Annotated in this window: 21 protein-coding genes; 5 read left to right on the top strand and 16 right to left on the bottom strand. The window is 64.7% G+C overall.

The window, feature by feature from the left end; all coding sequences use genetic code 11:
- Positions 1 to 57 precede the first annotated feature (57 nt).
- From AC1RL5_RS14715 to AC1RL5_RS14680, 8 genes are all read right to left on the bottom strand, one after another.
- Positions 58 to 2487 (bottom strand): TonB-dependent siderophore receptor, encoded by a 2430-nt coding sequence (locus AC1RL5_RS14715; RefSeq protein ID WP_083533739.1) that lies wholly within the window; start codon positions 2485 to 2487, stop codon positions 58 to 60.
- A gap of 83 nt (positions 2488 to 2570) precedes the next feature.
- Complete coding sequence (locus AC1RL5_RS14710; RefSeq protein WP_041774198.1) at positions 2571 to 3572, bottom strand: FecR domain-containing protein; 1002 nt, start codon at positions 3570 to 3572, stop codon at positions 2571 to 2573.
- Positions 3569 to 4084, bottom strand: a complete 516-nt coding sequence (locus tag AC1RL5_RS14705) for a sigma-70 family RNA polymerase sigma factor (protein WP_011060825.1) — start codon at positions 4082 to 4084, stop codon at positions 3569 to 3571. Before AC1RL5_RS14705 ends, AC1RL5_RS14710 begins: the two co-directional genes overlap by 4 nt.
- Before the next feature lie 178 nt (positions 4085 to 4262).
- A complete protein-coding gene (locus tag AC1RL5_RS14700; protein ID WP_011060826.1) occupies positions 4263 to 5282 on the bottom strand; it encodes a branched-chain amino acid aminotransferase in 1020 nt (339 codons plus the stop codon).
- A gap of 288 nt (positions 5283 to 5570) precedes the next feature.
- Positions 5571 to 6962, bottom strand: coding sequence for a dihydrolipoyl dehydrogenase (gene lpdA, locus AC1RL5_RS14695; protein WP_015635267.1), 1392 nt, complete (start codon positions 6960 to 6962; stop codon positions 5571 to 5573).
- Between the two features lie 3 nt (positions 6963 to 6965).
- A complete protein-coding gene (locus AC1RL5_RS14690; protein ID WP_019094316.1) occupies positions 6966 to 8270 on the bottom strand; it encodes a dihydrolipoamide acetyltransferase family protein in 1305 nt (434 codons plus the stop codon).
- On the bottom strand, positions 8271 to 9329 hold the full coding sequence (locus AC1RL5_RS14685) for an alpha-ketoacid dehydrogenase subunit beta (RefSeq protein ID WP_011060829.1): 1059 nt from the start codon (positions 9327 to 9329) through the stop codon (positions 8271 to 8273).
- Between the two features lies 1 nt (position 9330).
- On the bottom strand, positions 9331 to 10566 hold the full coding sequence (locus AC1RL5_RS14680; RefSeq protein WP_065363800.1) for a 3-methyl-2-oxobutanoate dehydrogenase (2-methylpropanoyl-transferring) subunit alpha: 1236 nt from the start codon (positions 10564 to 10566) through the stop codon (positions 9331 to 9333).
- A gap of 196 nt (positions 10567 to 10762) precedes the next feature.
- Here AC1RL5_RS14680 and bkdR point away from each other — a divergent pair, with 196 nt between their 5' ends.
- Positions 10763 to 11251: a Bkd operon transcriptional regulator BkdR gene (bkdR, locus tag AC1RL5_RS14675; RefSeq protein ID WP_011060831.1), complete on the top strand. Its 489-nt coding sequence runs from the start codon at positions 10763 to 10765 to the stop codon at positions 11249 to 11251.
- Between the two features lie 3 nt (positions 11252 to 11254).
- Here the strand turns inward: bkdR and AC1RL5_RS14670 are convergent, their stop codons facing one another.
- Entirely contained in the window at positions 11255 to 12451 is a 1197-nt protein-coding gene (locus AC1RL5_RS14670) for a cyclic di-GMP phosphodiesterase (RefSeq protein WP_072452457.1), read from the bottom strand.
- Positions 12452 to 12568: 117 nt separating this feature from the next.
- Positions 12569 to 14176, bottom strand: a complete 1608-nt coding sequence (locus AC1RL5_RS14665; protein WP_375538500.1) for a methyl-accepting chemotaxis protein — start codon at positions 14174 to 14176, stop codon at positions 12569 to 12571.
- Positions 14177 to 14438: 262 nt separating this feature from the next.
- Here AC1RL5_RS14665 and AC1RL5_RS14660 point away from each other — a divergent pair, with 262 nt between their 5' ends.
- Positions 14439 to 15923: a DASS family sodium-coupled anion symporter gene (locus AC1RL5_RS14660; protein WP_011060834.1), complete on the top strand. Its 1485-nt coding sequence runs from the start codon at positions 14439 to 14441 to the stop codon at positions 15921 to 15923.
- Between the two features lie 15 nt (positions 15924 to 15938).
- Here the strand turns inward: AC1RL5_RS14660 and dapF are convergent, their stop codons facing one another.
- Entirely contained in the window at positions 15939 to 16733 is a 795-nt protein-coding gene (gene dapF / locus AC1RL5_RS14655; RefSeq protein WP_011060835.1) for a diaminopimelate epimerase, read from the bottom strand.
- 208 nt (positions 16734 to 16941) lie between these two features.
- On the opposite strand from dapF, the gene AC1RL5_RS14650 reads away from it, so the two are divergent.
- Together AC1RL5_RS14650 and AC1RL5_RS14645 are read left to right on the top strand one after the other, a co-directional pair.
- Positions 16942 to 18603, top strand: a complete 1662-nt coding sequence (locus tag AC1RL5_RS14650; RefSeq protein WP_011060836.1) for an MFS transporter — start codon at positions 16942 to 16944, stop codon at positions 18601 to 18603.
- On the top strand, positions 18600 to 19724 hold the full coding sequence (locus AC1RL5_RS14645; protein ID WP_019094312.1) for an HlyD family secretion protein: 1125 nt from the start codon (positions 18600 to 18602) through the stop codon (positions 19722 to 19724). The genes AC1RL5_RS14650 and AC1RL5_RS14645 overlap by 4 nt, the downstream gene beginning before the upstream one ends.
- 233 nt (positions 19725 to 19957) lie before the next feature.
- Here AC1RL5_RS14645 and copD read toward each other — a convergent pair whose 3' ends face one another.
- The 3 genes from copD to AC1RL5_RS14630 are packed head-to-tail and all read right to left on the bottom strand — an operon-like array spanning position 19958 to position 21669.
- Positions 19958 to 20833, bottom strand: a complete 876-nt coding sequence (gene copD, locus AC1RL5_RS14640; RefSeq protein ID WP_103407951.1) for a copper homeostasis membrane protein CopD — start codon at positions 20831 to 20833, stop codon at positions 19958 to 19960.
- Between the two features lie 3 nt (positions 20834 to 20836).
- Complete coding sequence (gene copC / locus AC1RL5_RS14635; RefSeq protein ID WP_125063729.1) at positions 20837 to 21205, bottom strand: copper homeostasis periplasmic binding protein CopC; 369 nt, start codon at positions 21203 to 21205, stop codon at positions 20837 to 20839.
- Positions 21206 to 21234: 29 nt separating this feature from the next.
- Positions 21235 to 21669, bottom strand: coding sequence for a GNAT family N-acetyltransferase (locus AC1RL5_RS14630; RefSeq protein WP_011060840.1), 435 nt, complete (start codon positions 21667 to 21669; stop codon positions 21235 to 21237).
- Positions 21670 to 21933: 264 nt separating this feature from the next.
- On the opposite strand from AC1RL5_RS14630, the gene AC1RL5_RS14625 reads away from it, so the two are divergent.
- Positions 21934 to 22554, top strand: coding sequence for a TetR/AcrR family transcriptional regulator (locus tag AC1RL5_RS14625; RefSeq protein ID WP_011060841.1), 621 nt, complete (start codon positions 21934 to 21936; stop codon positions 22552 to 22554).
- A gap of 86 nt (positions 22555 to 22640) precedes the next feature.
- Here the strand turns inward: AC1RL5_RS14625 and preA are convergent, their stop codons facing one another.
- Positions 22641 to 23915, bottom strand: coding sequence for an NAD-dependent dihydropyrimidine dehydrogenase subunit PreA (preA, locus tag AC1RL5_RS14620; RefSeq protein WP_093408756.1), 1275 nt, complete (start codon positions 23913 to 23915; stop codon positions 22641 to 22643).
- Positions 23916 to 25283, bottom strand: coding sequence for an NAD(P)-dependent oxidoreductase (locus AC1RL5_RS14615; protein ID WP_492589619.1), 1368 nt, complete (start codon positions 25281 to 25283; stop codon positions 23916 to 23918).
- Between the last annotated feature and the right edge of the window lie 64 nt (positions 25284 to 25347).

Genomic DNA, 25347 nt, shown 5'->3' with positions numbered 1-25347 from the left:
ACGAAGGCAGGTTGCGCAGGCCGCGACGGGCTCAGCCCCGGCGCGGTTCGGCGGTCATCAGAAGCTGTACTTGAAGCTGGTCATCAGGTTGCGCGGTGCACCGTAGTTACCGTAGGAACCCGCGTTGCTGTAGTAGGTGCGATCGAACAGGTTGTTCAGGTTGAGGGAGGCACTGAGGTTGCGGCTGATGTCATAGCGTGTCATCAGGTTGGTTACCGCGTAGCTGCCCTGGGTGAAGGTGTGCAGGTCGCCGCCGATCTTGCTCTGCCAGTTGACTCCTGCGCCCACGGTCAGCTTGTCCAGCGGACCTTGCAGGCGATAGCTGGTGAAGGTCTTGAAGCTGTTGCGCGGTACACCGGTGGTGATCCTCTGGTCATCAGCGTCAGTGGTGACCGAGTAGGTGTAGCCGGCGGAGGCTTGCCAGCCTTCGGCCAGCTCACCGTTGAACTCCAGTTCCACGCCCTTGGAGGTGGTGTCCTGCTCGGAGCTGTAGACGTTGTCGTGCTGCCAGATCGCCAGGTTGTCCTGTTGCAGCTTGTACAGCGCCAGGCTGGAGTTCAGGCGGCCGTCGAAGTGGCTGCCCTTGATCCCGACTTCGTAGCCCTTGCCTTCCATCGGGTCCAGGGGCTTGTTGTCTTCGCTGCGCACCCAGGACGCCTGGGGGTTGAAGATGCTGGTGTAGCTGGCGTACACCGACCAGGTGTCGTCGAGGTCGTAGACCACCCCGGCGTAAGGAATGAACACGCCGTTTTCTTCACGCTTGACCTTGGTTTCGTCGCCGCCGTAGGGGCGGTCGGAGCTGTCGCTGCTCCAGTTGATGACCCGGCTACCGAGGATCAGGCTCAAGTCGTCGGTCAGGCTCAGGCGCGAGGTCAGGTAGGCGGCGTACTGGTTTTCATCGATCGACGCCTTGCCGCTCACGTTCTGACTGGGCTTGGGCGAGTGGCCGTCCCAGTCGAACAGGTTGTCGATGGGGCCGGCAGGGGAGCCGGCGTAGTCATAGCGCCAGCCGCCCCAGCTCGGGGTGCGCTCCTTGTATTGGGACAGGGTCATGCCGCCGATTAGCTCATGCTCGCGGCCGAACAGGCTGAAGGGGCCGGTGAGGTAGAGGTCGAGGTTGTCCTGGCGCGGGGTACCGGAGAAACGCACCGGCAGTTGGGTAAGGCCGCTGCCGTCCTTGTTGACCGAGCCCATGGCGAAGTTGAACAGCTCGTCGAACTGGTTCTCGGCGTGGGTGAACTCCACCTTGCCGCTCCAGCCGTTGCCCAACTGCTGTTCGATGGAGGCGAAGTAACTGGTCTGCTGGTGGTCGTTGTAGGACCAGTCCGGGGAGGTGTTGGTGGAGCGCTTGAAGTCGGTACGCTCACCGCTGCTGAAACGCGTCGGCAGGCCGGTGCGTAGCGGCGAGTCGACGTCGGTGCGCTGGTAGCTCAAGCCCAGGGTCAGCAGGGTGTCCTCGCTGAGGTCGAACTCACTGATGCCGTACAGCAGTTGGGTCTGTTGCTTGAAACGGTCGACCCAGGCGCTTTCGGTCTTGTAGTCGGCCACCAGGCGCCCGCGCACATTGCCGCTGTCGGTCAGTGGGCCGGAGACGTCGACCCCGCCGCCATAGCGGTCCCAGGTGCCGGCCTGGCCGGTGATACTGGCCTGGGCCTCGCTGGTAGGGCGCTTGCGGATCAGGTTGATGGTCGCCGACGGGTTGCCCATGCCACTGATCAGGCCTGTGGCGCCGCGCACCACTTCCACCCGGTCGTACATGGCCATGCTCTGGGAGTAGTTGTCCAGGCGGGTGTTGGTGGGGACGCCGTCGATCTCGTAGTTCTGGATGGCGAAGCCTCGGGACCAGTAGCTGTCGGTTTCCGCCCCCAGGCCGTCGCGGGTGACGATGATCCCCGGGGTGGCTTCCAGGGTGTCGGTGAGGGTGCTGAGGTTCTGGTCGTCCAGGCGCTGGCGGGTCATCACGGTGATCGACTGCGGGGTCTCCCGGGGCGTCAGGTTCAAGCGTGTGGAACTGCTGGAGGAATAGGTGGTGTATTCGCCGGTGCCTTCGGTGGTGGAGCCCGGCGCCTTGCCGGAGATCGATACTGGGCTCAACTCCAGGCTGGCACCGTTGCCGCGGGTTTGCAGGGAGTAGTCGCCGTTGGCGCCGCGCACCGCTTGCAGCCCGGTGCCGCTGAGCAGCAGGGCCAGGCCGCTGTCGACATCATGTCGGCCGCGCAGCCCGGGGCTGCTGCGGCCCTCGGTCAGGCTCGCCGGGTAGGACAGCAAAATGTGCGCGCTCTGGCCGAAGCGGGTGAGGGCGCTGGCCAGGTTGCCGGGGGCGATATCGAACTCGACCTGGGCCTGTTCTGCTGCCAGCGCCCAGGTGGGCAACAGCGCGGTCGCGGTGCTTGCGCCAAGGCAGACCAGGCCCTGGGCCACGGCGCCGGCCAGATTCTGCTTGAGTGAAAAGGTTCGGTGGCGGCGCTGCGTTACTGCAGATGACATGTGTTGCTCCCCATGCAAATGAATGTTCTGGGGGGTAAGTCTCGCCAGCACGAAAAACAGACCACCTTGTTGCAACATTATTTTCAGCTCAGGGCGGTACGGGGCTTGAGGGTGACCCAGTAGCGAGTGAACTGGCGCACCTCCAGTTGCAGGGTCCGGGCCACGGCGAACAGCACGCGGTCGGTGTCGGCCAGGGGGAAGGTGCCGGAAACCTTCAACTGGGCGAGGCTTGGATCGCAGCCCAGGTGCCCGTGACGGTAGCGGCCCAGTTCTTCCAGGAACTGCGCCAGGGCCTGGCCCTGGGCCACCAGCATGCCCTGGCTCCAGGCCGGTTGCGTGGCGTTCTGTGCCTGGCGCAGCAGCAAGCCCTGGCGGTTGAAGCGTGCCTGTTCGCCGGCTCCCAGGGACAGTGCTGGCTGCCCGCCATCCCGGGGGCGCAGGGTGAGGTTGCCCTGGTACACCGACAGTTCGGTGCGCCCGGCCAGCTGGCGCACACTGAAGCGTGCTGTGCTGGTTTCAATCCAGCCTTCGGCGGTTTCCACGTGGAGGGCCGGGAGCGAATCCTGGCGTGCCAGGGTCAGCAGCAGTTCGCCACGCAGTAGCTTGATGCGCCGTTGCTCGCGGTCGAAACGCAGGGCAATGGCGGTATCGGTGTTGAGCTGGACCCGGGTCTGGTCCGCCAGGGTGATACGCCGCTGTTGGCCGACCCGGGTGCTGTAGTCGGCACTCCAGTCCTGTACCAGGGCTGTGTCCCGCGCGGCCCAGGCACCGGCGCCGGTGACCAGCAGCAGCCCCAGTTGCTTGAGGGCACGACGGCGGCCGAGGTTTGGCACCAGGGTGGCCCGGGCCAGCTCGCTGTGGCCCTGGCTGCGCACCTGCTGCAGGCGTTGAGCTAGGGTTTCGGCCCGCTGCCAGGCTTTTTCGTGCAAAGGGTGGGCCTGGCGCCAGCGGTGCCAGGCGGCGAGAGTGGCGGCACTGACCTGGGGTTCCTGCAGGTCCAGTTGCCATTGCATGGCCTGTTCGGCCATGGCGATGTCGATGGACTGGGGTTCTGCATTTGCGTTGCTGCTCAGTGGATGATTCACAGCGAGCCCAGGCTGTCGTCGAGAAGGATGCACTGGGCACCGGCCTTGATGATGTAGCGCTTGACCGTGGTCACCGAGACTTGCAGGCGCTCGGCGATCTGCTCATGGCCCAGGCCCTCGAGTTGCCACCAGAGGAATGCCTGGCGCACCGCAGGTTCCTGACGTTCAAGCACGGCGTCCAGCTGCATCAGGGTTTCCAGGAGGATGGCCTGGGTTTCCAGGTCCGGCACCACGTGCGCGGGGACGTGCTGCAAGGCCTCCAGATAGGCCCGCTCCAGCTTCTGGCGCCGGTAGTGGTTGCTCAGCACGCTCTGCGCCACCTTCGCCAGGAAGCTGCGGGGCGCCTGGATCTGCACCGGCTCAGGCTTGGCCAGTAGCCGCAGGAAGGTGTCCTGGGCCAGGTCGGCAGCGCTGTGGGAACAATTCAGTCGCAGGCGCAGCCAGTTCTTCAGCCACTGATGTTGCTGGCGATACAGCTGGGTCAGATCGCTGGCTTGGGCGGGAGCAGGCATGGCGGAAAATTACCGGGGTCGGGAGGCTGCAAATGATAACGCTTATCATATAGATCGTTGCCAGAGCTCCGCAAGAAAAGTCTGACGCCGGTCTGCCCGGAACGAAGAGGCAGATTCCAGGCATGAAAAAGCCCGCCCCTGGCAACCAGGGGCGGGCTCGGCTGAAGCAGGGGGGGAATCAGACCTTGACGATCCAGCCCGCTGGCGCTTCGACGTCGCCGGTCTGCACACCGGTCAGCTCTTTGTAGAGCTTCTGGGTGATCGGGCCGACTTCTTTTTCGCTGTAGAACACGTGCAGCTTGTTCTGGTACTCGATGCCGCCGATCGGCGTGATCACCGCGGCAGTACCGCAGGCACCGGCTTCCTTGAAGTCCGCCAGCTTGTCGATGAACACGTCGCCTTCGACCACTTCCAGGCCCAGGCGGGTCTTGGCCAGCTCGATCAGCGACAGGCGGGTGATGCCCGGCAGAACCGATGGCGAGTTGGGGGTGACGAATTTGTCGTCGTGAGTGATGCCGAAGAAGTTGGCCGAACCCACTTCCTCGATCTTGCTGTGGGTCAGCGGGTCGAGGTAGATGCAGTCGGCGAAGCTGGCCTTCTTGGCCTGGGCGCCGGGCATCAGGCTGGCGGCGTAGTTGCCACCGACCTTGGCCGCGCCGGTGCCCTGAGGCGCCGCGCGGTCGTAGCTGGAGATCAGGAAGTTGTGCGGGGTCAGGCCGCCCTTGAAGTAGGCGCCGACCGGGATGGCGAAGATCGAGAAGATGAACTCCGGCGCGGTGCGCACGCCGATGTTGTCGCCGACGCCGATCACGAACGGGCGCAGGTACAGCGCGCCGCCGGTGCCGTAGGGCGGGATGAAGCGTTCGTTGGCCTTGACCACGGCCTTGCAGGCTTCGATGAACTGTTCGGTGGAGACCTGCGGCATCAGCAGGCGGGCGCAGCTGCGCTGCATGCGTGCGGCGTTCTGGTCCGGACGGAACAGGTTGATCGAACCGTCCTTGCAGCGGTAGGCCTTCAGGCCTTCGAAACATTGCTGGCCATAGTGCAGGGCGGTGGAGCCCTCGCTGATGTGCAGCACATTGTCTTCAGTCAGGGTGCCTGCGTCCCACTCGCCGTTACGCCAGTGCGACAGATAGCGCTTGTCTGTCTTGATGTAGTCAAAACCCAGCTTGTCCCAATTGATGCTTTCGTTACCCATGACACCCTCTATCGCTTAACAACCGTCGGAACGGCTCAAGGCTTCTGACGTTTTTTTGGATGGGCACAACAATACTGCATTCCGGGGGCGTGCCGCATCCCGGACGATGGGAGGGGGCGCAAAAAAACTTAGCCTGCTTATGAAGCTTCCCCCCTAACAGCCCCATACCCCCTGTAGGAGCGAGCTTGCTCGCGAAGGCCCCGGCGCGGACGCTTGGCTATCCCCGTCAGCCCTTTCGCGAGCAAGCTCGCTCCTACCTGGGCACTGTCCTGTGTGCCCCTTGAGTGGTTACAGATGCAGGGCGTGGCCCAGTGCCCGCAGCGCCGCTTCCTGGACCGCTTCACCCAGGGTCGGGTGGGCGTGGATGGTGCCGCCGATGTCTTCCAGGCGCGCGCCCATTTCCAGGGATTGGCCGAACGCCGTGGACAATTCGGAGACTCCGACTCCCACTGCCTGCCAGCCGACAATCAGGTGATTGTCACTTCGGGCCACCACCCGCACGAAACCGCTTTTCGATTCCAGGGTCATGGCCCGGCCATTGGCCGCGAACGGGAAGCTGCTGACGATGCAATCCAGGCCGGCAGCGCGGGCCTCGTCCGGGGTCTTGCCCACCACCACCAGTTCCGGGTCGGTGAAGCACACCGCGGGGATCGCTGCCGGGTTGAATTCCCGGTGCTTGCCGGCGATCAGCTCGGCGACCATCTCGCCCTGGGCCATGGCCCGGTGCGCGAGCATCGGCTCACCGCTCAGGTCGCCGATGGCCCAGACGTTGCGCATGCTGGTCTGGCACCGGTGGTCGATCTTGATGGCCGCGCCGTTCATGTCCAGGTTCAGGCTTTCCAGGTTCCAGCCCTGGGTGTTGGGCTTGCGGCCCACCGCCACCAGTACCTGGTCGGTGGCCAGGTTCAGGGTGTCGCCATTGGGCTCGCGTACCTGCAGGCTGCTGCTGGCGGCATCGAAGCCCAGCACGCTGTGCTTGAGGTAGAGCTTGATCCCCAACTGCTTCACCGAGTCCAGCACCGGCTGGGTCAGTTCGCCGTCGTAGGCGGGCAGGATGCGTTCCTGGGCCTCCACCACGCTGACCTCGACCCCGAGCTTGCGGTAGGCGATGCCCAGTTCCAGGCCGATGTAGCCGCCGCCGACCACGGTCAGGCGGTTGGGCAGGGTCTTGGGCGCCAGGGCCTCGGTGGAGGAAATGATCGGCCCGCCGATGGGCAGCATCGGCAGGTTGACGCTTTTCGAACCGGTGGCCAGCAGCAGGTGCTCGCACTGGATGCGGGTATCGGCGCCTTCGATCTCCACGGTCTTGCCGTCGATGACCCTGGCCCAGCCCTGAATCACCTGGACCTTGTTTTTCTTCAGCAGCGCGGCGACCCCGGTGGTCAGGCGGTCGACGATGCCGTCCTTCCATTCCACGCTCTTGCCGATGTTCAGGGTTGGCGCCGCCACTTCGATGCCCAGGGCCGAGCCCTGGCTGTGGTGGCGGGTCTGGTGGAACTGCTCGGCGACATGGATCAGCGCCTTGGACGGGATGCAACCGATGTTCAGGCAGGTGCCGCCCAGGGACTGGCCCTCCACCAGAATGGTGGAGATGCCCAGCTGGCCGGCGCGGATGGCCGCCACATAACCGCCAGGGCCGCCGCCGATGATCAGCAGTTGGGTATTGAGAGTCTGTTGCATGTCTTACTCCACAAACAGCGTGGCGGGTTGTTCGAGCAGGCCGCGAATGGCCTGGATGAATTGCGCAGCGTCCATGCCGTCGACCACCCGATGATCGAAGGAGCTGGAGAGGTTCATCATCTTGCGGATCACGATCTGGCCCTTGATCACCATGGGCCGCTCGACGATGCGGTTGACCCCGACAATCGCCACTTCCGGCAGGTTCAGCACCGGCGTGCTGACGATCCCGCCCAGCGCGCCGAGGCTGGTGAGGGTGATGGTGGAACCGGAGAGTTCATCCCGGGCGGCCTTGCCGCTGCGAGCGGCCTGGGCCAGGCGCGCGATTTCCTCGGCGTTGCCCCACAGGCTGCGGGCTTCGGCGTGGCGCACCACCGGCACCATCAGGCCGACGTCGCTCTGGGTGGCGACCCCGACGTGCACCGCGCCGTGGCGGGTGATGACCTGGGCCTCGTCGTCGTAGCGGGCGTTGATCTGCGGGAAGTCGCGCAGGGCGACGACCATGGCCCGCACCAGGAACGGCAGCAGGGTCAGCTTGCCGCGGGTGGCGCCGTGCTTTTCATTGAGGTGGATGCGCAGCTCTTCCAGGGCGGTGACGTCCACTTCCTCGACATAGCTGAAGTGCGCGGCGCGATGCTTGGACTCCTGCATGCGCTGGGCGATCTTGCGGCGCATGCCAATGACCTGGATCTGCTCTTCATCATGGCGCTCGGCATAGCCGGCCCCTGGCGCCGAGTAACCCTTGAGCGGCTGGCTGTCCTGGGCCAGGTAGGCGTCCAGGTCTTCGTGCAGGATGCGCCCGGCCGGGCCGCTGCCTTGCACCAGGCGCAGCTGGATGCCCAGGTCCAGGGCGTGCTTGCGCACCGCCGGCGAGGCCAGCGGACGCTCGTCGGCTTCCCGGGCCACCGGTGCCTGGGGCGCTGCGCGGCAGGCTGCTGCTGGACTGGCGACGGGTTTTTCCGCTTTGGGGGCTTGGGCCACTGGCGCGGCGGCCACGGGCTTATTAATAGCTGCCGGCTCTTTTGCCGCCGGTGCGGCTGCCTGGGCGGATTCCTTGAGGTTGCCCGCGCCTTCGACCTCGATGCTGATGAGGATGCTGCCCACCGCCATCACTTCACCGGGCTCGCCGCCCAGGGAGATGACCTTGCCGTGCACCGGGGAGGGGATGTCGACCATCGCCTTGTCGGTCATCACGTCCGCCAGCACCTGATCTTCCACTACCTGATCGCCGACCTTGACGTGCCACTGCGCCAGTTCAACTTCCGCGATGCCTTCGCCGATGTCCGGCATCTTGATAACGTGCGTGCCCATTCAGACCTCCATGACCCGTTGCAGCGCCGCGCCCACTCGGGACGGCCCTGGGAAATATGCCCACTCCTGCGCGTGGGGATACGGCGTATCCCAACCGGTGACGCGCTCGATCGGGGCTTCCAGGTGGTGGAAGCAGTGTTCCTGCACCAGCGACACCAGTTCGGCGCCGAAACCGCAGGTGCGGGTGGCTTCATGCACCACCACGCAACGGCCGGTCTTTTTCACCGACTTGACGATGGTGTCCAGGTCCAGGGGCCACAGGCTGCGCAGGTCGATGACCTCGGCGTCGATGCCGGTTTCCTCGGCCGCCACTTGCGACACGTAGACGGTGGTGCCGTAGGTGAGGATGGTCACGTCCTTGCCCGGGCGGGCGATGGCCGCCACGTCCAGCGGCACCTTGTAGTAGCCGTCCGGTACCTGGGCCGCCGGGTGTTTCGACCAGGGGGTTACCGGGCGATCGTGATGGCCGTCGAACGGGCCGTTATACAGGCGCTTGGGTTCGAGGAAGATCACCGGGTCATCGTTCTCGATGGAGGCGATCAGCAGGCCCTTGGCGTCGTAGGGGTTGGAAGGCATCACGGTGCGCAGGCCGCAGACCTGGGTGAACATCGCCTCGATGCTCTGGCTGTGGGTCTGCCCGCCGTAGATGCCGCCGCCGCAAGGCATGCGCAGGGTCATGGGCGCGGTGAACTGGCCGGCGGAGCGATAGCGCAGGCGCGCGGCTTCGGAAATGATCTGGTCCGAGGCCGGGTAGACGTAGTCGGCGAACTGGATTTCCGCCACCGGGCGCAGGCCGTAGGCGCCCATGCCGATGGCCGCGCCGACGATGCCGCTTTCCGAGATCGGCGCGTCGAACACCCGCGAGGTGCCGTACTTGGCCTGCAGGCCTTCGGTGCAGCGGAACACGCCGCCGAAGTAGCCCACGTCCTGGCCGAATACCACGACGTTGTCGTCACGCTCGAGCATCACATCCATGGCCGAGCGCAGGGCCTGGATCATGGTCATGGTGGTGGTGGTCATGGCGGTGTCCAGCTGGATATTGTTGTTGTGATCGTTCATTTCAGATCCCCAGTTCCTGGCGTTGGCGTTTCAAGTGCTCGGGCATGTCCTTGTAGACATCCTCGAACATGGTCGCGGCGCTGGGGATCTGGCCGCCGGCGAGGGTGCCGTACTGCTCGGCTTCCTTCTGGGCGGCGATGACCTGGGCTTCCAGCTCGGCACTGACCGCGGCGTGTTCCTCTTCGGACCACTGGCCGATCTTGATCAGGTGCTGCTTGAGGCGGGCAATCGGATCGCCCAGGGGGAAGTGGCTCCAGTCGTCGGCCGGGCGGTACTTGGACGGGTCGTCGGAGGTGGAGTGCGGGCCGGCGCGGTAGGTGACCCACTCGATCAGGGTCGGGCCAAGGTTGCGGCGGGCACGTTCGGCGGCCCAGCGCGAGGCGGTGTAGACGGCGATGAAGTCGTTGCCGTCGACCCGTAGCGAAGCGATGCCGCAGCCCACGCCGCGTCCGGCGAAGGTGGTGGCTTCACCGCCGGCGATGGCCTGGAAGGTGGAGATCGCCCACTGGTTGTTGACCACGTTGAGGATCACCGGTGCGCGGTACACGTGGGCGAAGGTCAGGGCGGTGTGGAAGTCCGACTCGGCGGTGGCGCCGTCGCCGATCCAGGCCGAGGCGATCTTGGTATCGCCCTTGATCGCCGAGGCCATGCCCCAGCCCACGCCCTGCACGAACTGGGTCGCCAGGTTGCCGGAGATAGTAAAGAACCCGGATTCCTTCACCGAGTACATGATCGGCAACTGGCGCCCCTTGAGCGGATCGCGCTCGTTGGACAGCAGTTGGCAGATCATCTCCACCAGCGGCACTTCCCGGGCCATCAGGATGCTTTGCTGGCGGTAGGTGGGGAAGCACATGTCGTCGATGTTCAACGCCAGGGCCTGGGCACTGCCGATGGCTTCCTCGCCCAGGCTCTGCATATAGAAGGACATCTTCTTCTGCCGCTGGGCGACCACCATGCGATTGTCGAAGATCCGCGTCTTGAGCATGGCGCGCATGCCCTGGCGGAGGATCTCCACAGGCACGTCCGCGGCCCAGTCGCCCAGGGCGTTGCCCTGATCGTCGAGCACGCGTATCAGGCCACGGGCCAGGTCGGCGCAGTCGGCAGGTTCGATATCGATAGGAGGTTTGCGGGCCAGGCCGGCATCGTTCAGACGCAGGTAGGTGAAGTCGGTCTTGCAGCCGGGACGCCCCGAGGGCTCGGGAACGTGCAGGCGTAGCGGTGCATACGCTGGGGTCATGGCTTTCTACGCTCGATCTTGTGGATTTCTTGTAATTGGGCGCGCTAGCTGACAGTCATTCCCTGGGTAAGAGAAATCTTGTCCTACAAACATCATAGGCCGGGCGTAGAAGAATATTTATCTCTGTTTCATTGCGCTGGACGGTATTTGCAGATAAAAAATCTGCATAAACATAAAAAACAGGTTGTTTTGTCTCATGCGCAAACTGGACCGTACCGATATCGGCATTCTCAACAGTCTTCAGGAGAATGCCCGCATCACCAACGCTGACCTTGCCCGCTCGGTGAATCTTTCTCCCACCCCGTGCTTCAACCGGGTCAAGGCCATGGAGGAGCTGGGGCTGATCCGCGAGCAGGTGACCCTGCTGGATGCCGACCTGTTGGGGTTGCACGTCAATGTGTTCATCCACGTCAGCCTGGAGAAGCAGGTGGAAGAGGCCCTGCAGCACTTCGAGGAGGCCATCGCCGACCGCCCGGAGGTGATGGAGTGCTACCTGATGGCCGGTGATCCGGACTATCTGATCCGGGTGCTGGTGCCCAGCATCCAGTCCCTGGAACGCTTCATGATGGACTTCCTGACCAAGGTCCCCGGGGTGGCCAATATCCGTTCCAGCTTTGCCCTCAAGCAGGTGCGCTACAAGACCGCGCTGCCCTTGCCGGCCAACGGCCTGACCCTGGGCACCTGAGGTTCAGGCCGGGACCTCGCTCCAAAGCTGTTGCAGTTGCTTGAAGTCCCAGGCCTCTTGCGCTTCCCGGGCGACGATGTGTTCCTCGCCCTGCAGCCGTGAAAGGTCCAGGACCCGTTGCGGCAGGGGCATCTTCGAGCGTGTGGAAAAGAACACCTTGACCTTGGGCAGTAGCAGCGACTCGCTGTTCTGCTCCAGGACCACCGCCAGCTTGCCGCTGTTCAGGCGCACCAGGGAACCCACCGGGTAGATGCCCACGCACTTGACCAGGGCCTGCAACACCCGCGGGCCGAAATGTCCGGTCCAGCCGGACATGCGCTGCAAGGCTTCGGCCGGGTCCCAGCCACGGTTGTAGGGGCGGGTCGAGGTCACGGCGTCATACACGTCGCAGACCGCGCCCATCTGTGCGAACAGACTGATCTGCTCCCCCGCCAGGTGGTGCGGGTAGCCGCTGCCGTCGATCTTTTCGTGATGGTGCAGGCACACATCCAGCACCAGCGCGTCCAACTGCGGGTTCTGGCGCAGGATGGCACCACCGGCGGCGGGGTGCAGCTTGATCCGCTCGAACTCGTCGGCGGAGAGTTTTTCCGGTTTGTTGAGGATGCTGTCGGGGATGGTCAGCTTGCCGATGTCGTGCAGCAGCCCGGCGACTCCGGCCTGGTGCACCTGCTCCACCGGCAGCTCCAGTTGCCGGGCCACCGCCACCATCAGCGCGCAGACCGCCACCGAGTGCATGTAGGTGTAGTCGTCGGCGGTCTTGAGCCGGGCCAGGCTGATCAGCACGTCGGGGTGGCGCAGCAGCGAGCTGGAGATGTTGTGCACCAGCTCGTCCACCTGGACCAGCTCGATGGCCTGGCCCATGCGCACCTCCTGGAACATCTGCATCACCGCCTTCTTGGAGTGGGCGCAGATCTTCAGCGCACGCTGGATTTCCTCGGCCCGCTCGACCCGCAGCGGGGCTTCGCTCTTGAGCGACGGCAGGGCGGCCGGCGCGCTGGGATGCGGGTTCGCCGGCAGGTCCAGGCCCTTGTCCGAGTCGATCCACAGGCTGCTGACATTGGACTGGCGCAGGCGCTGCAAGTCGGCGTGGCTATTGAGCACGAAGCCGGCTTTCCAGAACGAATGGTCCAGCCACGAACCGCAGAACTGGTGGATATACATGCCCATCTGCAACTGCTGCACGGAAATGAGTTTGAGCACGGTCGAGCCCCCCACCTGATTCAGACCGGCCCGGGCGCCAAGAGGCGGCCCGGGCTGGCTGATCGATAACGCTCCTTGCCGTTACTTATCCTGAACCGCTTGACCGGTCACGCCCGGTCAGAGGGAGAAGCGTGCCACCAGTTTGTTCAGACTGACCGCCAGTGACGACAGTTCACTGCTGGCGATGGAAGTCTGGCTGGCGGCGGACGAGCTTTGCAGCGACAGGTCGCGGATGCTCATCAGGTTCTGGTCCACCGAGCGTGCCACCTGGGCCTGTTCCTCCGAGGCGGTGGCGATCATCAGGTTGCGTTCGTTGATTTCGCTGATGGCCTGGGTGATATGACCGATGGCGGCGCCGGCCTCGTGGGCGATGGCCAGGGTCTGGCTGGCGTCCTCGCTGCTTTGCTGCATAGACAGCATAGCCTTGCTCGAACCGCTCTGGATGCCCTGGATCATCTGCTCGATCTCCTGGGTCGAGAGCTGGGTGCGGTGGGCGAGGGCGCGCACTTCATCGGCCACCACGGCGAAGCCGCGGCCCTGTTCCCCGGCCCGGGCGGCCTCGATCGCGGCGTTCAGGGCCAGCAGGTTGGTCTGCTCGGCAATGGCGCGGATCACATCCAGGACCTTGGTGATGTCCTGGGCCTGCTGGGCCAGGCCGGCCATTTCCAGCCGGGTGTGTTCCACGGTGCCGGTGAGTTTCTCGATGGAGTGGATGGTCTGCTCGACCCGCTCCTTGCCCAGCCCGGCCGAGCGCTCGGAGGCCTGGGTGGATTGCGAGGCGGACACCGCGTTGCGCGCTACTTCCTCCACCGCAGCGGTCATTTCATTGACCGCGGTGGCGGCCTGGTCGGTCTCCATGCTCTGTTGCTGGATGCCGGCGTTGGACTCGCGGGTGATGGCGCTCATTTCCTCGGCCGCGGAAGCCAGCTGGGTGGACGAATCGGCGATGTGGCGGATGGTGGATTTCAGGCTGTCGAGCATGGCCTGGGTGGATTTCTGCAGGTCGGTCAGCTCGTCCTGGCCGCTGACGTCCACCTGGGCCCGCAAGTCGCCCTCGGCGATCTTCTGGGTGGTGGCCAGCAGCGACAGCACCGGGCGGATGATGCTGCGGGTGAACAGGGTGGCGATGAGGATCGTCAGGACAATCGCCAGGACGATGATCACCGAGGTCAGAGTCAGGCCGGTGTCGAACTGTTGGCCGGCCTGGTTGGCGGAGTGCTCGGCGCCGTTTTCGTTGATGGCGATCAGTGCCTCGATGGCGGACTGCAGGGTGTTGGCCAGGGGCACGGTGACCTGGTTGATGTAGTCGCTGGTCTGTTGTGCAGTGTTAGTCTTGCTGTTCTCGATCAGCACCGCCAGCTTGTCCAGGTAGTCCTGGGCGCCGCGCTTGACCTGATCAAAGGTGGTTTTTTCCTCGGCGCTGGAAACCAGCGGTTCGTAATCCTTGATGGCCTGGGCCAGGCTGGCCTTCAGGGTGCCCAGCTTGTCCAGGGAAGCGGCTTTCTGGGCATCGTTCTCAGTGGCGTAGTGCAGTGCTTCCAGGCGCACGCGCAAGGTGCCGGATTCGATTTTCGTGGCTTGCCTGACGCTGGGCAGCCAGTTGGTTTGCAGATCCAGTGCCGCGTCGTGAATCTGTCCCATTTTCCACAGTGCCAGCCCTCCCAGACCAATCAGCAGTACACAGATAGCGCCGAAACTCAGTAGCGCCCTGGAAGTCAGTTTCATGTTTCTTGTCACCATAAAGGCACCTTGCAGGTTGGAGTGATACAGCCAAGTACGTTTCGACTCCTTGTCGCCTTGATATCACTCTGATCTCAAAGATGTGAAAAATCTGCATAGATGTAAAAAAATATTTCTACGGGTGTTTTCCCGTTCAGCCCGCAGACAGCGTGAGCCCTTGCAGGACGCCGTGCTTGACCTTCATCAAGGCGCTTTCGGGGGTTTTGCGCCATGCTCGGCGCCTGTCCAATTGAAAAGGAAAAGGCCCATGACCAAGCCTGAAACAACGGCGCCCACGGCCAAGGCTGTATTACCGATTGGATTGCTGATCGCCGTGCTGGCGATGGTTGCCGTGCTGCTGTTGCCACTGCCCGCCGACCTGCCGGTGGCGGGGCACCGGATGCTGGCGATCCTGGCCTTTGCCGTGGTGGTGTGGATCAGCGAGGCGGTGTCCTACGAGGCCAGCGCGATCATGATCACCGCCTTGATGGCCTTCCTCATCGGCACCGCGCCGACCCTGCAGGACCCGAGCCAGCTCTATGGCAGCTCGGCGGCCATCGGCCTGGCTCTGACCGGGTTCTCCAATTCGGCCCTGGCCCTGGTGGCCGGTGCCTTGTTCATCGCCGCCGCCATGACCCACACCGGCCTCGACCGGCGCATCGCCCTGGTGACCCTGACCCGGGTCGGCACCAGCACCCGGCGCATCCTTATCGGCGCCATCGCCGTGACCATCCTCCTCAGCCTGCTGGTGCCCAGCGCCACCGCGCGCAGTGCCTGCGTGGTGCCGATCATGATGGGAGTGATTGCCGCCTTCGGCGTCGACAAGCGTTCCAATATCGCCGCCGGGCTGATGATCGTCGTGGCCCAGGGCACCAGCATCTGGAACGTCGGGATCCAGACCGCCGCGGCGCAGAACCTGCTGACCGTGGGTTTCATGGACAAGATGCTCGGCCAGCGCGTGGCCTGGCTCGACTGGCTGATCGCCGGGGCGCCCTGGGCGGTGATCATGTCTTTGGTGCTGCTGTGGCTGGTGCTGAAACTGCTGCCGCCTGAAACCGACAGCATTCCCGGCGGCAAGGAGGCTGTGGCCCAGTCCCTGGCGGACATCGGGCCCATGACCGGGCCGCAGAAACGCCTGCTGACGGTGTCGGTGCTGCTGTTGTTGGCCTGGTCCACCGAAGGCAAGCTGCACCCCTTCGACACCACGACCACCACCTACGCCGGGCTGGTGATACTGCTGCTGCCGCGGATCGGCATCATGACCTGGAAGGATGTGCAGTCGCGCATTCCCTGGGGCACGGTGATCGTCTTCGGCGTCGGCATCAGCCTGGGGTCGGCGCTGCTCAGCACCCAGGCCGGGCAATGGCTGGGGAGCCAGGTGGTGGCCCATACCGGCCTGGACCAGGTGGGGCCTTTGGCGGTGTTCGCGATTCTCGCGGCGTTCCTGATCCTCATCCACCTGGGGTTCGCCAGCGCCACGGCGCTGACTTCAGCCTTGCTGCCGATCCTGATCGCCGTGCTGCAGACCCTGCCGGGTGAGTTCAGCCGCCTGGGCATGACCATGCTCCTGGGCTTTGTGGTCAGCTACGGCTTCATCCTGCCGATCAACGCGCCGCAGAACATGGTCTGCCTGGGTACCGAGACCTTCAATGCCCGGCAGTTCGCCAAGGTCGGGCTGCTGGTGACGCTGATCGGCTACCTGCTGATGCTGGTGTTCGCCATGACCTGGTGGAAATGGCTGGGCTGGATGTAGGAAAAGTAAATCCCTTCACAGTGACCCGCTGAACACCCGGGTCACGCTGCCGGCCAGGCGCACCTTGCCCTGGCCGTCCCAGCTCACCGTCACCGGCCCGCCATCGCACAGCACCTGCACCGGGCTGTCCAGCAGGCCGCGGCGGATGCCGTTGACTGCCGCTGCGCAGGAGCAGGAGCCGGAACCCAGGGGGATGGCGCCATTGCGCTCCCAGATGCGCAGGCGGATGGTCTGGCGGTCGATCACCTGGATGAAGTGCACATTGGTCTTGTGCGGAAATAGCGGGTCGCTCTCGATCTGTGGGCCCAGCGTGGCAATGTCCAGCGGTGCCAGGTCGTCGACGAAAAAACTGCAATGGGGGTTGCCCATGCTGCACGCCGCCGGTGTTCCCGGCAGTGGCAGGTGCAGGCTGTCCAGCTCTCGGGCCAGGGGAATGGACTGCCAGTCGAACGAAGGCAGGCCCATTTCCACCGACACCGACCGATCCTCAAGGCGCAGGCATTGCTGCAGGCCGCGGGCGGTTTTCACCTGCACCGAGGTGACGCCGCTTTCCTGCATCAGCAGGTCGGCGGCGCCCCGGGTGGCACTGCCGCAGGTGTCCAGGCTGGAACCATCGGCGTTGAAGAAGGTCAGTTGCGCCGCGCTGTCGCTGCAATCGCCGAGCACCACCAACTGATTGAAACCGATGCCACGCCGGCGGTCTCCCAGGGCCCTGGCCAGCTCGCGGGTGATCGGGTTGGTGCGGCCACGGGCATCGATCAGCACGAAGTCGTCACCATTGGCGTGCATCTTCACAAAGTTCAGGGGCATTCGGGCTCCAACAGGCGAGGGCAGGGAAGGACGGGGGCCAGCGCATGCAGGATTCCGAAAAAAAGCCACCGACGCCAGCGCCTTAAAATAAAATTCATCCTGCAAGCCCGGGCATTGCCTGGGCGGCGGGATTTTCCGGCAGACTGCCGGACCACCGGGAATATCGCCGACCGCCGCAACAGCGGCCGGCACAGCACAAGGTCATGGCATGGATCACTACGCCCCGCGCAACTGGCAGCCCCACGAAAAGCCCAGCTTGCCCGGCTCCCCCTCGACACCGTTGCACCCTACCCACAAGCGCCTGGCCTACGCGCTGGTGGGCTTGCTGGTGGCCATCACCGGTGGCCTGGGCAACTCATTGGTGATCGCCAACCTGCCGTACCTGCAGGGGGCGCTGGGGGCGACCACCGCGGAAATGGCCTGGTTGCCGGCCGCCTACGTGATGACCAACGTGTCGATGAACCTGTTGCTGGTGAAGTTTCGCCAGCAGTTCGGCCTGCGCGCCTTCACCGAAGTGTTCCTGGTGCTCTACGCCCTGGTGACCTTCGGCCACCTGTTCGTCAACGACCTGAGCTCGGCCATCGCCGTGCGCGCGGCCCACGGCATGGTCGGCGCGGCGCTGAGCTCCCTGGGCCTGTACTACATGGTCCAGGCCTTCCCGGCGAAGTGGCGGCTCAAGGCCCTGGTGCTGGGGCTGGGCGCCTCGCAACTGGCCTTGCCCCTGGCCCGGCTGTTTTCCGAGGACCTGCTGCAGATCGCCGAATGGCGCGGCCTGTACCTGTTCGAACTGGGCCTGGCGCTGACCTCCCTGGGCTGCGTGTTCATGCTCAAGCTGCCGCCGGGGGACCGCTTCCGTACCTTCGAGAAGCTCGATTTCCTGACCTTTGCCCTATTGGCCACTGGCGTGGCCCTGCTGTGCGCGGTGCTGTCCCTGGGGCGCATCGACTGGTGGCTGGAGGCGCCGTGGATCGGCTACGCCAGCGCCGCCTCGATCCTGCTGATCATGGCCGGGCTGTGCATCGAACATAACCGCAGTAACCCGATGCTGATGACCCGCTGGCTGGGCAGCGGGGCGATAATCCGCCTGGCCCTGGCAGTGATACTGATTCGCATGGTGCTGTCGGAACAGTCCACCGGTGCCGTAGGCTTTCTCCAGGCGCTGAACATGAGCAGCCAGCAGATGCGCATGCTCTACGGGGTGATGCTGCTGGGCAGCATTGCCGGGCTGGCCACCAGCGCCCTGACCATCAATCCGGCGCACCTGCTGATGCCACTGGTCATTTCCCTGGCGCTGATGGCCGTGGGGTCGGTAATGGACAGCTTTTCGAGCAACCTCACGCGCCCGGCCAACATGTACTTCAGCCAGTTCCTGCTGGCCTTCGGCGGTACGTTCTTTCTTGGCCCGACCATGGTCCTGGGCACCCGCAACGTGCTGACCAACCCGCGCAACCTGGTGAGCTTCTCGGTGCTGTTCGGCATCTGCCAGAACCTCGGCGGGCTGATCGGCTCGGCCTTGCTCGGGACCTTCCAGATCGTGCGCGAGAAGTACCATTCCAGCCATATCGTCGAGCAGTTGACCCTGCTCGATCCCCAGGTCCTGGCCCGGGTACAGAGCGGCGGGGCGGCCTACGGCAAGGTCATCGCCGACCCGGACCTGCGCACCCTGCAAGGCATACGCAGCCTGGCCACCGCGGCCACGCGCGAAGCCAACGTACTGGCCTATAACGATGTATTCATGCTGATCGCGGTGATTGCGGTACTGACCATGATCTGGATATTCATTCGCAGCCTGTGGCTGATGAGCACGACCCAAGCGGTCGCGCCTGCCGCCCCGGCTCCCGTTCAACAAAGTGGTGCCTCTTCTTCATGAGCGAAACCGTCAACCCCACCACCAACGCCATTGCCTCGACTCCCGAGCCCAGCGGCCCGCCGACCATGCCGGCCACCGAGCCACGGCCGCTGGCGGTGCGCATCATCTCGTCCCTGGGCTTTGCCGCCATCGCCATCGTCGGTGTGCTGATCGTGCTCTACGCCTGGCAACTGCCACCGTTCTCCAGCGCCATCGAAAGCACCGAGAACGCCCTGGTGCGGGGGCAGGTGACCATCATCGGCCCGCAGCTCAGTGGCTACGTGTTCGAGGTGCCGGTGCAGGACTTCCAGCAGGTCAAGGCCGGCGACCTGCTGGTGCGCCTTGACGACCGTATCTACCAGCAGCGCCTGGACCAGTCCCTGGCGCAACTGGCGGTGCAGAAGGCGGCCCTGGCCAATGCCCTGCAACAGCGCAACAGCGCCGAAGCCACCATCAAGCTGCGCCAGGCGGCCTTGGCCGACAGCCAGGCCCAGGCGCGCAAGAGCGCGGCCGACCTGCAACGCAACGAAGCACTGATTGCCGACGGCTCGGTGTCCCGGCGTGAACTGGACGTGACCCGCGCGGCCAATGCCCAGACCGTGGCCGCCGTGGCCCAGGCCCAGGCGCAACTGGAAATAGCCCGCCAGGACCTGCAGACCGTGATCGTCAACCGCGGCTCCCTGGAAGCGGCGGTGGCCAGCGCCGAAGCCGCGGTGGAACTGGCGCGGATCGATCTGTCCAACACCCGCATCCTCGCCCCGCGGGACGGCCAGCTGGGGCAGATCGGCGTGCGCCTGGGGGCCTACGTCAACTCCGGCGCCCAGCTCATGGCCCTGGTGCCGAACCAGCTGTGGGTGATTGCCAACATGAAGGAAACCCAGATGGACAACGTCCGGGTCGGGCAGCCGGTGAGCTTTACCGTGGACGCCCTGAACCACCGCAAATTCACCGGCAAGGTGCAGCGGATCTCCCCGGCCACCGGTTCCGAGTTCGCCTTGCTGCAGGCCGACAATGCCACCGGCAACTTCGTCAAGATTGCCCAGCGGGTGCCGGTGCGGATCACCGTCGACCCGGACCAGCCGGAGCTTGAACGCCTGCGCCCGGGGTTGTCGGTGGTGGTCAGCATTGATACCAGCCAATAGCCGACACACCACCTCACGTAGGAGCCGGCTTGCCGGCGAAGGGGCCGGCAAGATTTGCACCGATGCTGCACGCCTTCGCTGGCAAGCCAGCTCCTGCAAGGGCTGGGTTTTCCCAAGGCTCGATGCTTTGCGTAGGAGCCGGCTTGCCGGCGAAGCGGTCCGCAAGACTTGCGCCGATGTTGCGGGCGCTTTCGCTGGCAAGCCAGCGCCTACAAGGGCTGGTGGGGGATCGTTCAGATAACTTGCATCGGCGGCAAGGTGCCCAGCAACGAGACCGCGGCCACTGCGGCCACTCCCAGCAGCCATTCCAGCTGCACGCTGTTGCGCAGGCTGGCAAGGCGCTGGTCGCAACCGCGGATTCGCAGGCGGTTGAACAGCGCCAGCCCCAGCATCCCCGCCACCAGCAGCACCTTGATCAGCAGGATCAGGGCAAAACCATTGAACAATGGAGTCGGCCACCATTGCCCGGTGAGCACCCGCACGTTGATCAGGCCGGTTAGCAGCAAGCCGGTTACCAGCCCATAACCCACGCCGCTGAAGCGCTTTAACAAGGGCTCGACAGACAGCCCGGCGGGTTGCCGCAACACCAGCAACAACACCAGCAAGCCCCCCAACCAGATGGCGACGCAGCTTAAATGCACGATCTGATTGAGGATCAGCATCTGCCCCGCCAGCCCATCGAGCATGGCGCCGTGGCCCACCGGAGCCAGGGTTGCCAGGAGCAGGGCGCCCAGGCCCAGTTGCAGTGGCAGGCGCCGGCCCAGCGGGGTCAGCAGCAGGCCCAGCAACAGCAGGTTGAGCGACAGGTGCCAGCTCCACACCTGGCCGAAGAAGGTCTTGCCCAGCACCAACTGCACGGTCGCCGGGTCCAGCGCTGCCGGCCAGGAGCCGGCCATGCTGGCGGTGATCAGCAGCAACCAGCACAGGCCGCTGGCCAGGCCGATCAGCGCCAGCCAGCGGCTGAGCCGATCGAGCTGTCGATGCACGGCGCCATGGCCGTTGTGCGCTGGATCACGGCCCAGCAACAGCGGACGAAACACCCAGGCGCCGACCAGGGTCAACACCACCGCAAAGTGCACGAAGCGGCACAGCACCAGCCATGACGCCATGGATTACTGGCTCACCTTGAAGCTGTAGCTGCCTTCGCTCTTGTGGGTATCCACCGACACGGCGTGCCATTCCACCTTGTACTCGCCGGCGCGCAGCGGCGTGGCGGCCGGGGTGACCACCAGGGTCTTCTTGTCCGCGCCTTCGGTGGCGACGCTTTTGACCTCCACCGGGGCGCCGTCCTTGCTCAGCTTGACCTGGGTGAAGGCCGCTTCCACGCCTTCGGTGAATACAAGACGCAGCTCGCTGGGCGCGCTGACACTGCCTTGGGCCGGCGGGGTCGAGCTTTTCAGGTGGGCGTGGGCGAACACCGAACTGGCGGCCAGCAGGGAAGTCAGCAGGGCGGTGGTGGTGAAGAGGTTTTTCAGGGACATGGCAGGTTTACCTTTAAAGAGAATGGGGCTCATTGGTCTTGCAACTGCATGTGAATGATCGGAAACGGCCGGCCTTCACCGTCGGTTTCCGAACGACCGCAGTCGACGAAGCCGTAGCGACGGTAGAAACCATGGGCCTGGGGGTTCTGTTCGTTGACGTCGACCTTGAGGCCGGGACGGCGTACGTGATCCAGGAGCTTTCGACCGATGCCCTGGCCCCGTTGGGCCGGTTCGATGAACAGCATTTGTACCGTGTCGTCGCTGGTGGCGATAAAACCGCCGGGGCTGGCGTCGGGGTTCTCCCAGACCCAGGCCTCAAGGGCCGGCAGGTAGCTGTCGCGTACCAGCGGGTACAGGCGCTGGATATCGTCTTCAGCGATAAAGTCATGGGTGGCGCGGACCGAACGCTCCCAGAGCGCGGTCAGCAGGGCGTCGTCCGCAGCGACGCGAGGGCGAATCTTCATGAGCATGTTCCATCGGTAACAGGACAGATGGCCGGCGATGGTGCAGGGCCGGCATTCGGGCAGAGACCTGTATGCCCGTGTCGCGAATTAACGCCTGGACGGAGCACCGCAGTGGCTGCTGCAAATGAGCGGGAGGCCGATCCTACCCAATATGGCCGGGTGGTGAAAGACCGACACAGGCCGGCGATGTCGCAGGCTTGACAGCTCCCCGCAGCGGGCGGGCGGATGCTAGTCTTGCCCCAGACTGTTTTCGTAGGAGCCCTCATGGGCAATCACAAGATCGAGATTCGTCGCAGCAACGTGGAAAAGATCCTCCTGGGGGCCGAGAAAATCTTCGCTGAAAAGGGCTATGCCGGCACCGCCATGGCCGACATCGCCGAAGAAGTGCAACTGCCGCGCTCCAACCTGCATTACTACTTCAGCACCAAGAACGAGCTGTACAGCGCTGTGCTCCTGGACCTGCTGGATGTGTGGAAACAGGACGCATTGTGCTTCGAGATGTTCGATGACCCGCGGGTGGTGCTCAGCAGCTACATCCGCGCCAAGATGCAGCATTCACGCAGCCGGCCCTATGGCTCCAAGGTCTGGGCCAACGAAATCATGCACGGCGCCCCGACCCTGGGCGAGACCCTGGATGCCAGCCTGTACGACTGGGCGAAGATGAAGGAAGCGAAGATCCGCCAGTGGGTGGAGGACGGGCGGATCCTGCCGGTGGAGCCGTCGAGCCTGCTGTACATGATCTGGGCCTCGACCCAGCATTACGCCGACTTTGATCATCAAGTGATGATCCTCAACGACCACCAGCCCCTGTCGGACCTGCAATTCGAACGGGCGGTGCAGACCGTCACCAGCGTCATCCTGCGGGGTATCGGGCTGGAACCCTGAACCTGCATCGCCGCTTCCCGTAGGAGCTGGCTTGCCAACGAAGAGGCCCGCAAGACCGCCTTCGCCGGCAAGAGCAGGCCTCTCTCTCAAACAGCTTCGCGGTAGGGGTTGCGCGGGTCGTGCAGCCAGTCGAGGAACGGTTTGCCGGTTTCCTGGGGCACCATCTCGATGCAGTCCTGCACCGGACAGGTGATCTGGCACAGGTTGCAACCCACACACTCGTCGTCGATCACTGCATATTTATGACTGCCGTCGGCCTGCCTGAGGCTGGCAATCGCCTGGTGCGAGGTGTCTTCGCAGGCGATATGGCAGCGGCCGCAGCCAATGCAGGCCTGCTGGTCGATCCTGGCGATCACCTGGTAGTTGATGTCCAGGTACTTCCAGTCGGTGGTGTTGCCCACCGCGCGCCCAGAGAAGTCCTGCAGGCTGTGGTAGCCCTGGCTGTCCATCCACCGCGACAGGCCGTCCTTCATCTCGTCGACAATGCGAAAGCCATGCAGCATCGCCGCCGTGCACACCTGCACCGCGCCGCAGCCCAGGGCGACGAACTCCGCGGCATCGCGCCAGCTGCCGATGCCGCCGATGCCACAGATCGGCAGGCCGCGGGTCTGCGGATCGCGGGCAATTTCCGCGACCATGTTCAGGGCGATCGGTTTGACCGCCGAGCCGCAATAACCGCCGTGGGTGCTCTGGCTGCCCACCATGGGGTGGGCCACCATGCGCTCCAGGTCGACGCTGGTGATGGAGTTGATGGTGTTGATCAGCGACACCGCGTCGGCCCCGCCACGATGGGCGGCGCGGGCGGCCATGCGAATGTCGGTGATGTTCGGCGTCAGCTTGACGATCACCGGCAGCGAGCAGTAGGTCTTGCACCAGCGGGTCACCTGCTCGACATACTCCGGCACCTGGCCCACCGCCGCGCCCATGCCCCGTTCCGGCATGCCGTGGGGGCAGCCGAAGTTCAGTTCGATGCCGTCGGCACCGGTGGCTTCCACCAGCGGCAGGATGGCTTTCCACGACTCTTCGACGCAGGGCACCATCAGCGAGACGATCAGCGCCCGGTCTGGCCAGTCCTTCTTCACCTGGGTGATTTCCTTGAGGTTGATCTCCAGGGAGCGGTCGGTGATCAGCTCGATATTGTTGATCCCCATGACCTCGCGGTTGGGCCCGAAGTGCGCCGAGTAGCGCGACGACACGTTGACCGCCGCCGGGTCTTCACCCAGGGTTTTCCAGACCACGCCGCCCCAGCCGGCCTCGAACGCGCGGACCACGTTGTAGGCCTTGTCGGTGGGCGGCGCGGAGGCCAGCCAGAACGGATTGGGCGCCTTGATACCGGCGAAGACAATCGACAGATCGGCCATTTACGCAGCCTCCACATTGAGCATGAGTTGAGCATGCATGGCTTCTGCGGCCAGCTTGCCGTGTTGTACCGCCTGCACGGTGAGGTCCTGGCCGAGGCTGACGCAGTCGCCGCCGGCGTAGACTCCAGGAATGCTGGTGCGCAGGTGTTCGTCCACCTGGATACGTTCGCCGCTGCGTTGCAGCTCCCGGGCCAGCGGGTCGCTCAGGGCTGTAGCGTCGAAGCTCTGGCCGATGGCCTTGAAGATCGCATCGGCGGCCAGTTCGAAGGTGTCGCCGGTGGTTTGCAGGCGGCCTTCCACCATGCGGGTACGGGCGAAGCGCATGCCGCGCACCCGGCCCTGGTCATCCAGCAGCACCTGTTGCGGCGCGGCCCAGGTCAGCAGGCGCACCTGATTGGCCTTGGCGATGTCCTGTTCATGCTCGGTGGCGCCCATGTCCTCGACGCCCCGGCGGTACACCAGGTTGACGTCACTGGCACCCAGGCGCGCCATCTGCACCGCCATGTCGATGGCGGTGTTGCCGGCGCCGAGCACGATGCAGCGCTCGGCCAGGGGCAGTTGGCTGAGGTCGTCGGCCTGGCGCAATTCGCGAATGTAGTCGGTGGCGGCCAGCAGCCCGGGGGCGTCTTCATGCTCCAGCCCCAGCTGCTTGCTGGCGGCCAGCCCGAGGCCGAGGAACACCGCGTCGAACTGCTGGTGCAGCTCGGTCAGGCTCAGGTTGGCGCCCAGCTTGTGCCCGTGGCGGATCTCGATGCCGCCAACGCCCAGTAGAAACTCCAGCTCCTGCTGGGCGAAGTCGTCCACCAGCTTGTACTTGGCGATCCCGTACTCGTTGAGGCCGCCGGCCTTGTCCCGGGCTTCGAAAATCACCACGTCATGGCCGTGCAGGGCGCAGCGGTGGGCGCAGGACAAACCCGCCGGGCCGGCGCCGACCACGGCAATGCGCTTGCCGGTGGGCGCGGCGCGCTGGAACGGGTGCTGGGTGAAGTGCGCGTTGTCCAGGGCGTAGCGCTGCAACAGGCCGATCAGCACCGGCGCGCATTCCTGGGCGTTGTTGCGCACGCAGGCCTGCTGGCAGAGGATTTCCGTGGGGCAGACCCGGGCGCAGCTGCCGCCGAGGATATTGGCCGAGAGAATCGTCTGCGCCGCACCCTGGACGTTGTCGGTGTGGATGTTGCGGATGAACGAAGGAATGTCGATCTCGCTGGGGCAGGCGTTGACGCAGGGCGCGTCGTAGCAATACAGGCAGCGCGAAGCTTCCAGGTGGGCCTGGCGGGCGTTGAGCGGCGGCGCCAGGTCGCTGAAATGGCCGGCCAGGGTGGCGTTGTCCAGGGTCGGGTGGGGCAAGTGGTTCAAGGTCTTGATCACGGTTTTGGCCTCACGGTTCGTTTCTTGGTTGCCTCTGACGGGCATTTTCTATAGCTGGGATCAC

It is taken from the genome of Pseudomonas sp. GW822-FHT06D10 (assembly GCF_058799535.1).
Note: the sequence above shows the minus strand (reverse complement) of the source record. Positions and strands in the feature narration are given on the sequence as shown.

Excerpts from the sequence above, each read along its gene's own strand:
- AC1RL5_RS14665 (WP_375538500.1), bottom strand. The coding sequence starts at position 14,176 with ATGAAACTGACTTCCAGGGCGCTACTGAGTTTCGGCGCTATCTGTGTA.
- AC1RL5_RS14625 (WP_011060841.1), top strand. The coding sequence starts at position 21,934 with ATGGGCAATCACAAGATCGAGATTCGTCGCAGCAACGTGGAAAAGATC.
- AC1RL5_RS14685 (WP_011060829.1), bottom strand. The coding sequence starts at position 9,329 with ATGAACGATCACAACAACAATATCCAGCTGGACACCGCCATGACCACC.
- preA (WP_093408756.1), bottom strand. The coding sequence starts at position 23,915 with ATGGCCGATCTGTCGATTGTCTTCGCCGGTATCAAGGCGCCCAATCCG.
- lpdA (WP_015635267.1), bottom strand. The coding sequence starts at position 6,962 with ATGCAACAGACTCTCAATACCCAACTGCTGATCATCGGCGGCGGCCCT.
- AC1RL5_RS14705 (WP_011060825.1), bottom strand. The coding sequence starts at position 4,084 with ATGCCTGCTCCCGCCCAAGCCAGCGATCTGACCCAGCTGTATCGCCAG.
- AC1RL5_RS14680 (WP_065363800.1), bottom strand. The coding sequence starts at position 10,566 with ATGACCCCAGCGTATGCACCGCTACGCCTGCACGTTCCCGAGCCCTCG.
- AC1RL5_RS14700 (WP_011060826.1), bottom strand. The coding sequence starts at position 5,282 with ATGGGTAACGAAAGCATCAATTGGGACAAGCTGGGTTTTGACTACATC.
- AC1RL5_RS14645 (WP_019094312.1), top strand. The coding sequence starts at position 18,600 with ATGAGCGAAACCGTCAACCCCACCACCAACGCCATTGCCTCGACTCCC.
- copC (WP_125063729.1), bottom strand. The coding sequence starts at position 21,205 with ATGTCCCTGAAAAACCTCTTCACCACCACCGCCCTGCTGACTTCCCTG.
- copD (WP_103407951.1), bottom strand. The coding sequence starts at position 20,833 with ATGGCGTCATGGCTGGTGCTGTGCCGCTTCGTGCACTTTGCGGTGGTG.
- dapF (WP_011060835.1), bottom strand. The coding sequence starts at position 16,733 with ATGCCCCTGAACTTTGTGAAGATGCACGCCAATGGTGACGACTTCGTG.
- bkdR (WP_011060831.1), top strand. The coding sequence starts at position 10,763 with ATGCGCAAACTGGACCGTACCGATATCGGCATTCTCAACAGTCTTCAG.
- AC1RL5_RS14630 (WP_011060840.1), bottom strand. The coding sequence starts at position 21,669 with ATGAAGATTCGCCCTCGCGTCGCTGCGGACGACGCCCTGCTGACCGCG.
- AC1RL5_RS14715 (WP_083533739.1), bottom strand. The coding sequence starts at position 2,487 with ATGTCATCTGCAGTAACGCAGCGCCGCCACCGAACCTTTTCACTCAAG.
- AC1RL5_RS14690 (WP_019094316.1), bottom strand. The coding sequence starts at position 8,270 with ATGGGCACGCACGTTATCAAGATGCCGGACATCGGCGAAGGCATCGCG.
- AC1RL5_RS14660 (WP_011060834.1), top strand. The coding sequence starts at position 14,439 with ATGACCAAGCCTGAAACAACGGCGCCCACGGCCAAGGCTGTATTACCG.
- AC1RL5_RS14650 (WP_011060836.1), top strand. The coding sequence starts at position 16,942 with ATGGATCACTACGCCCCGCGCAACTGGCAGCCCCACGAAAAGCCCAGC.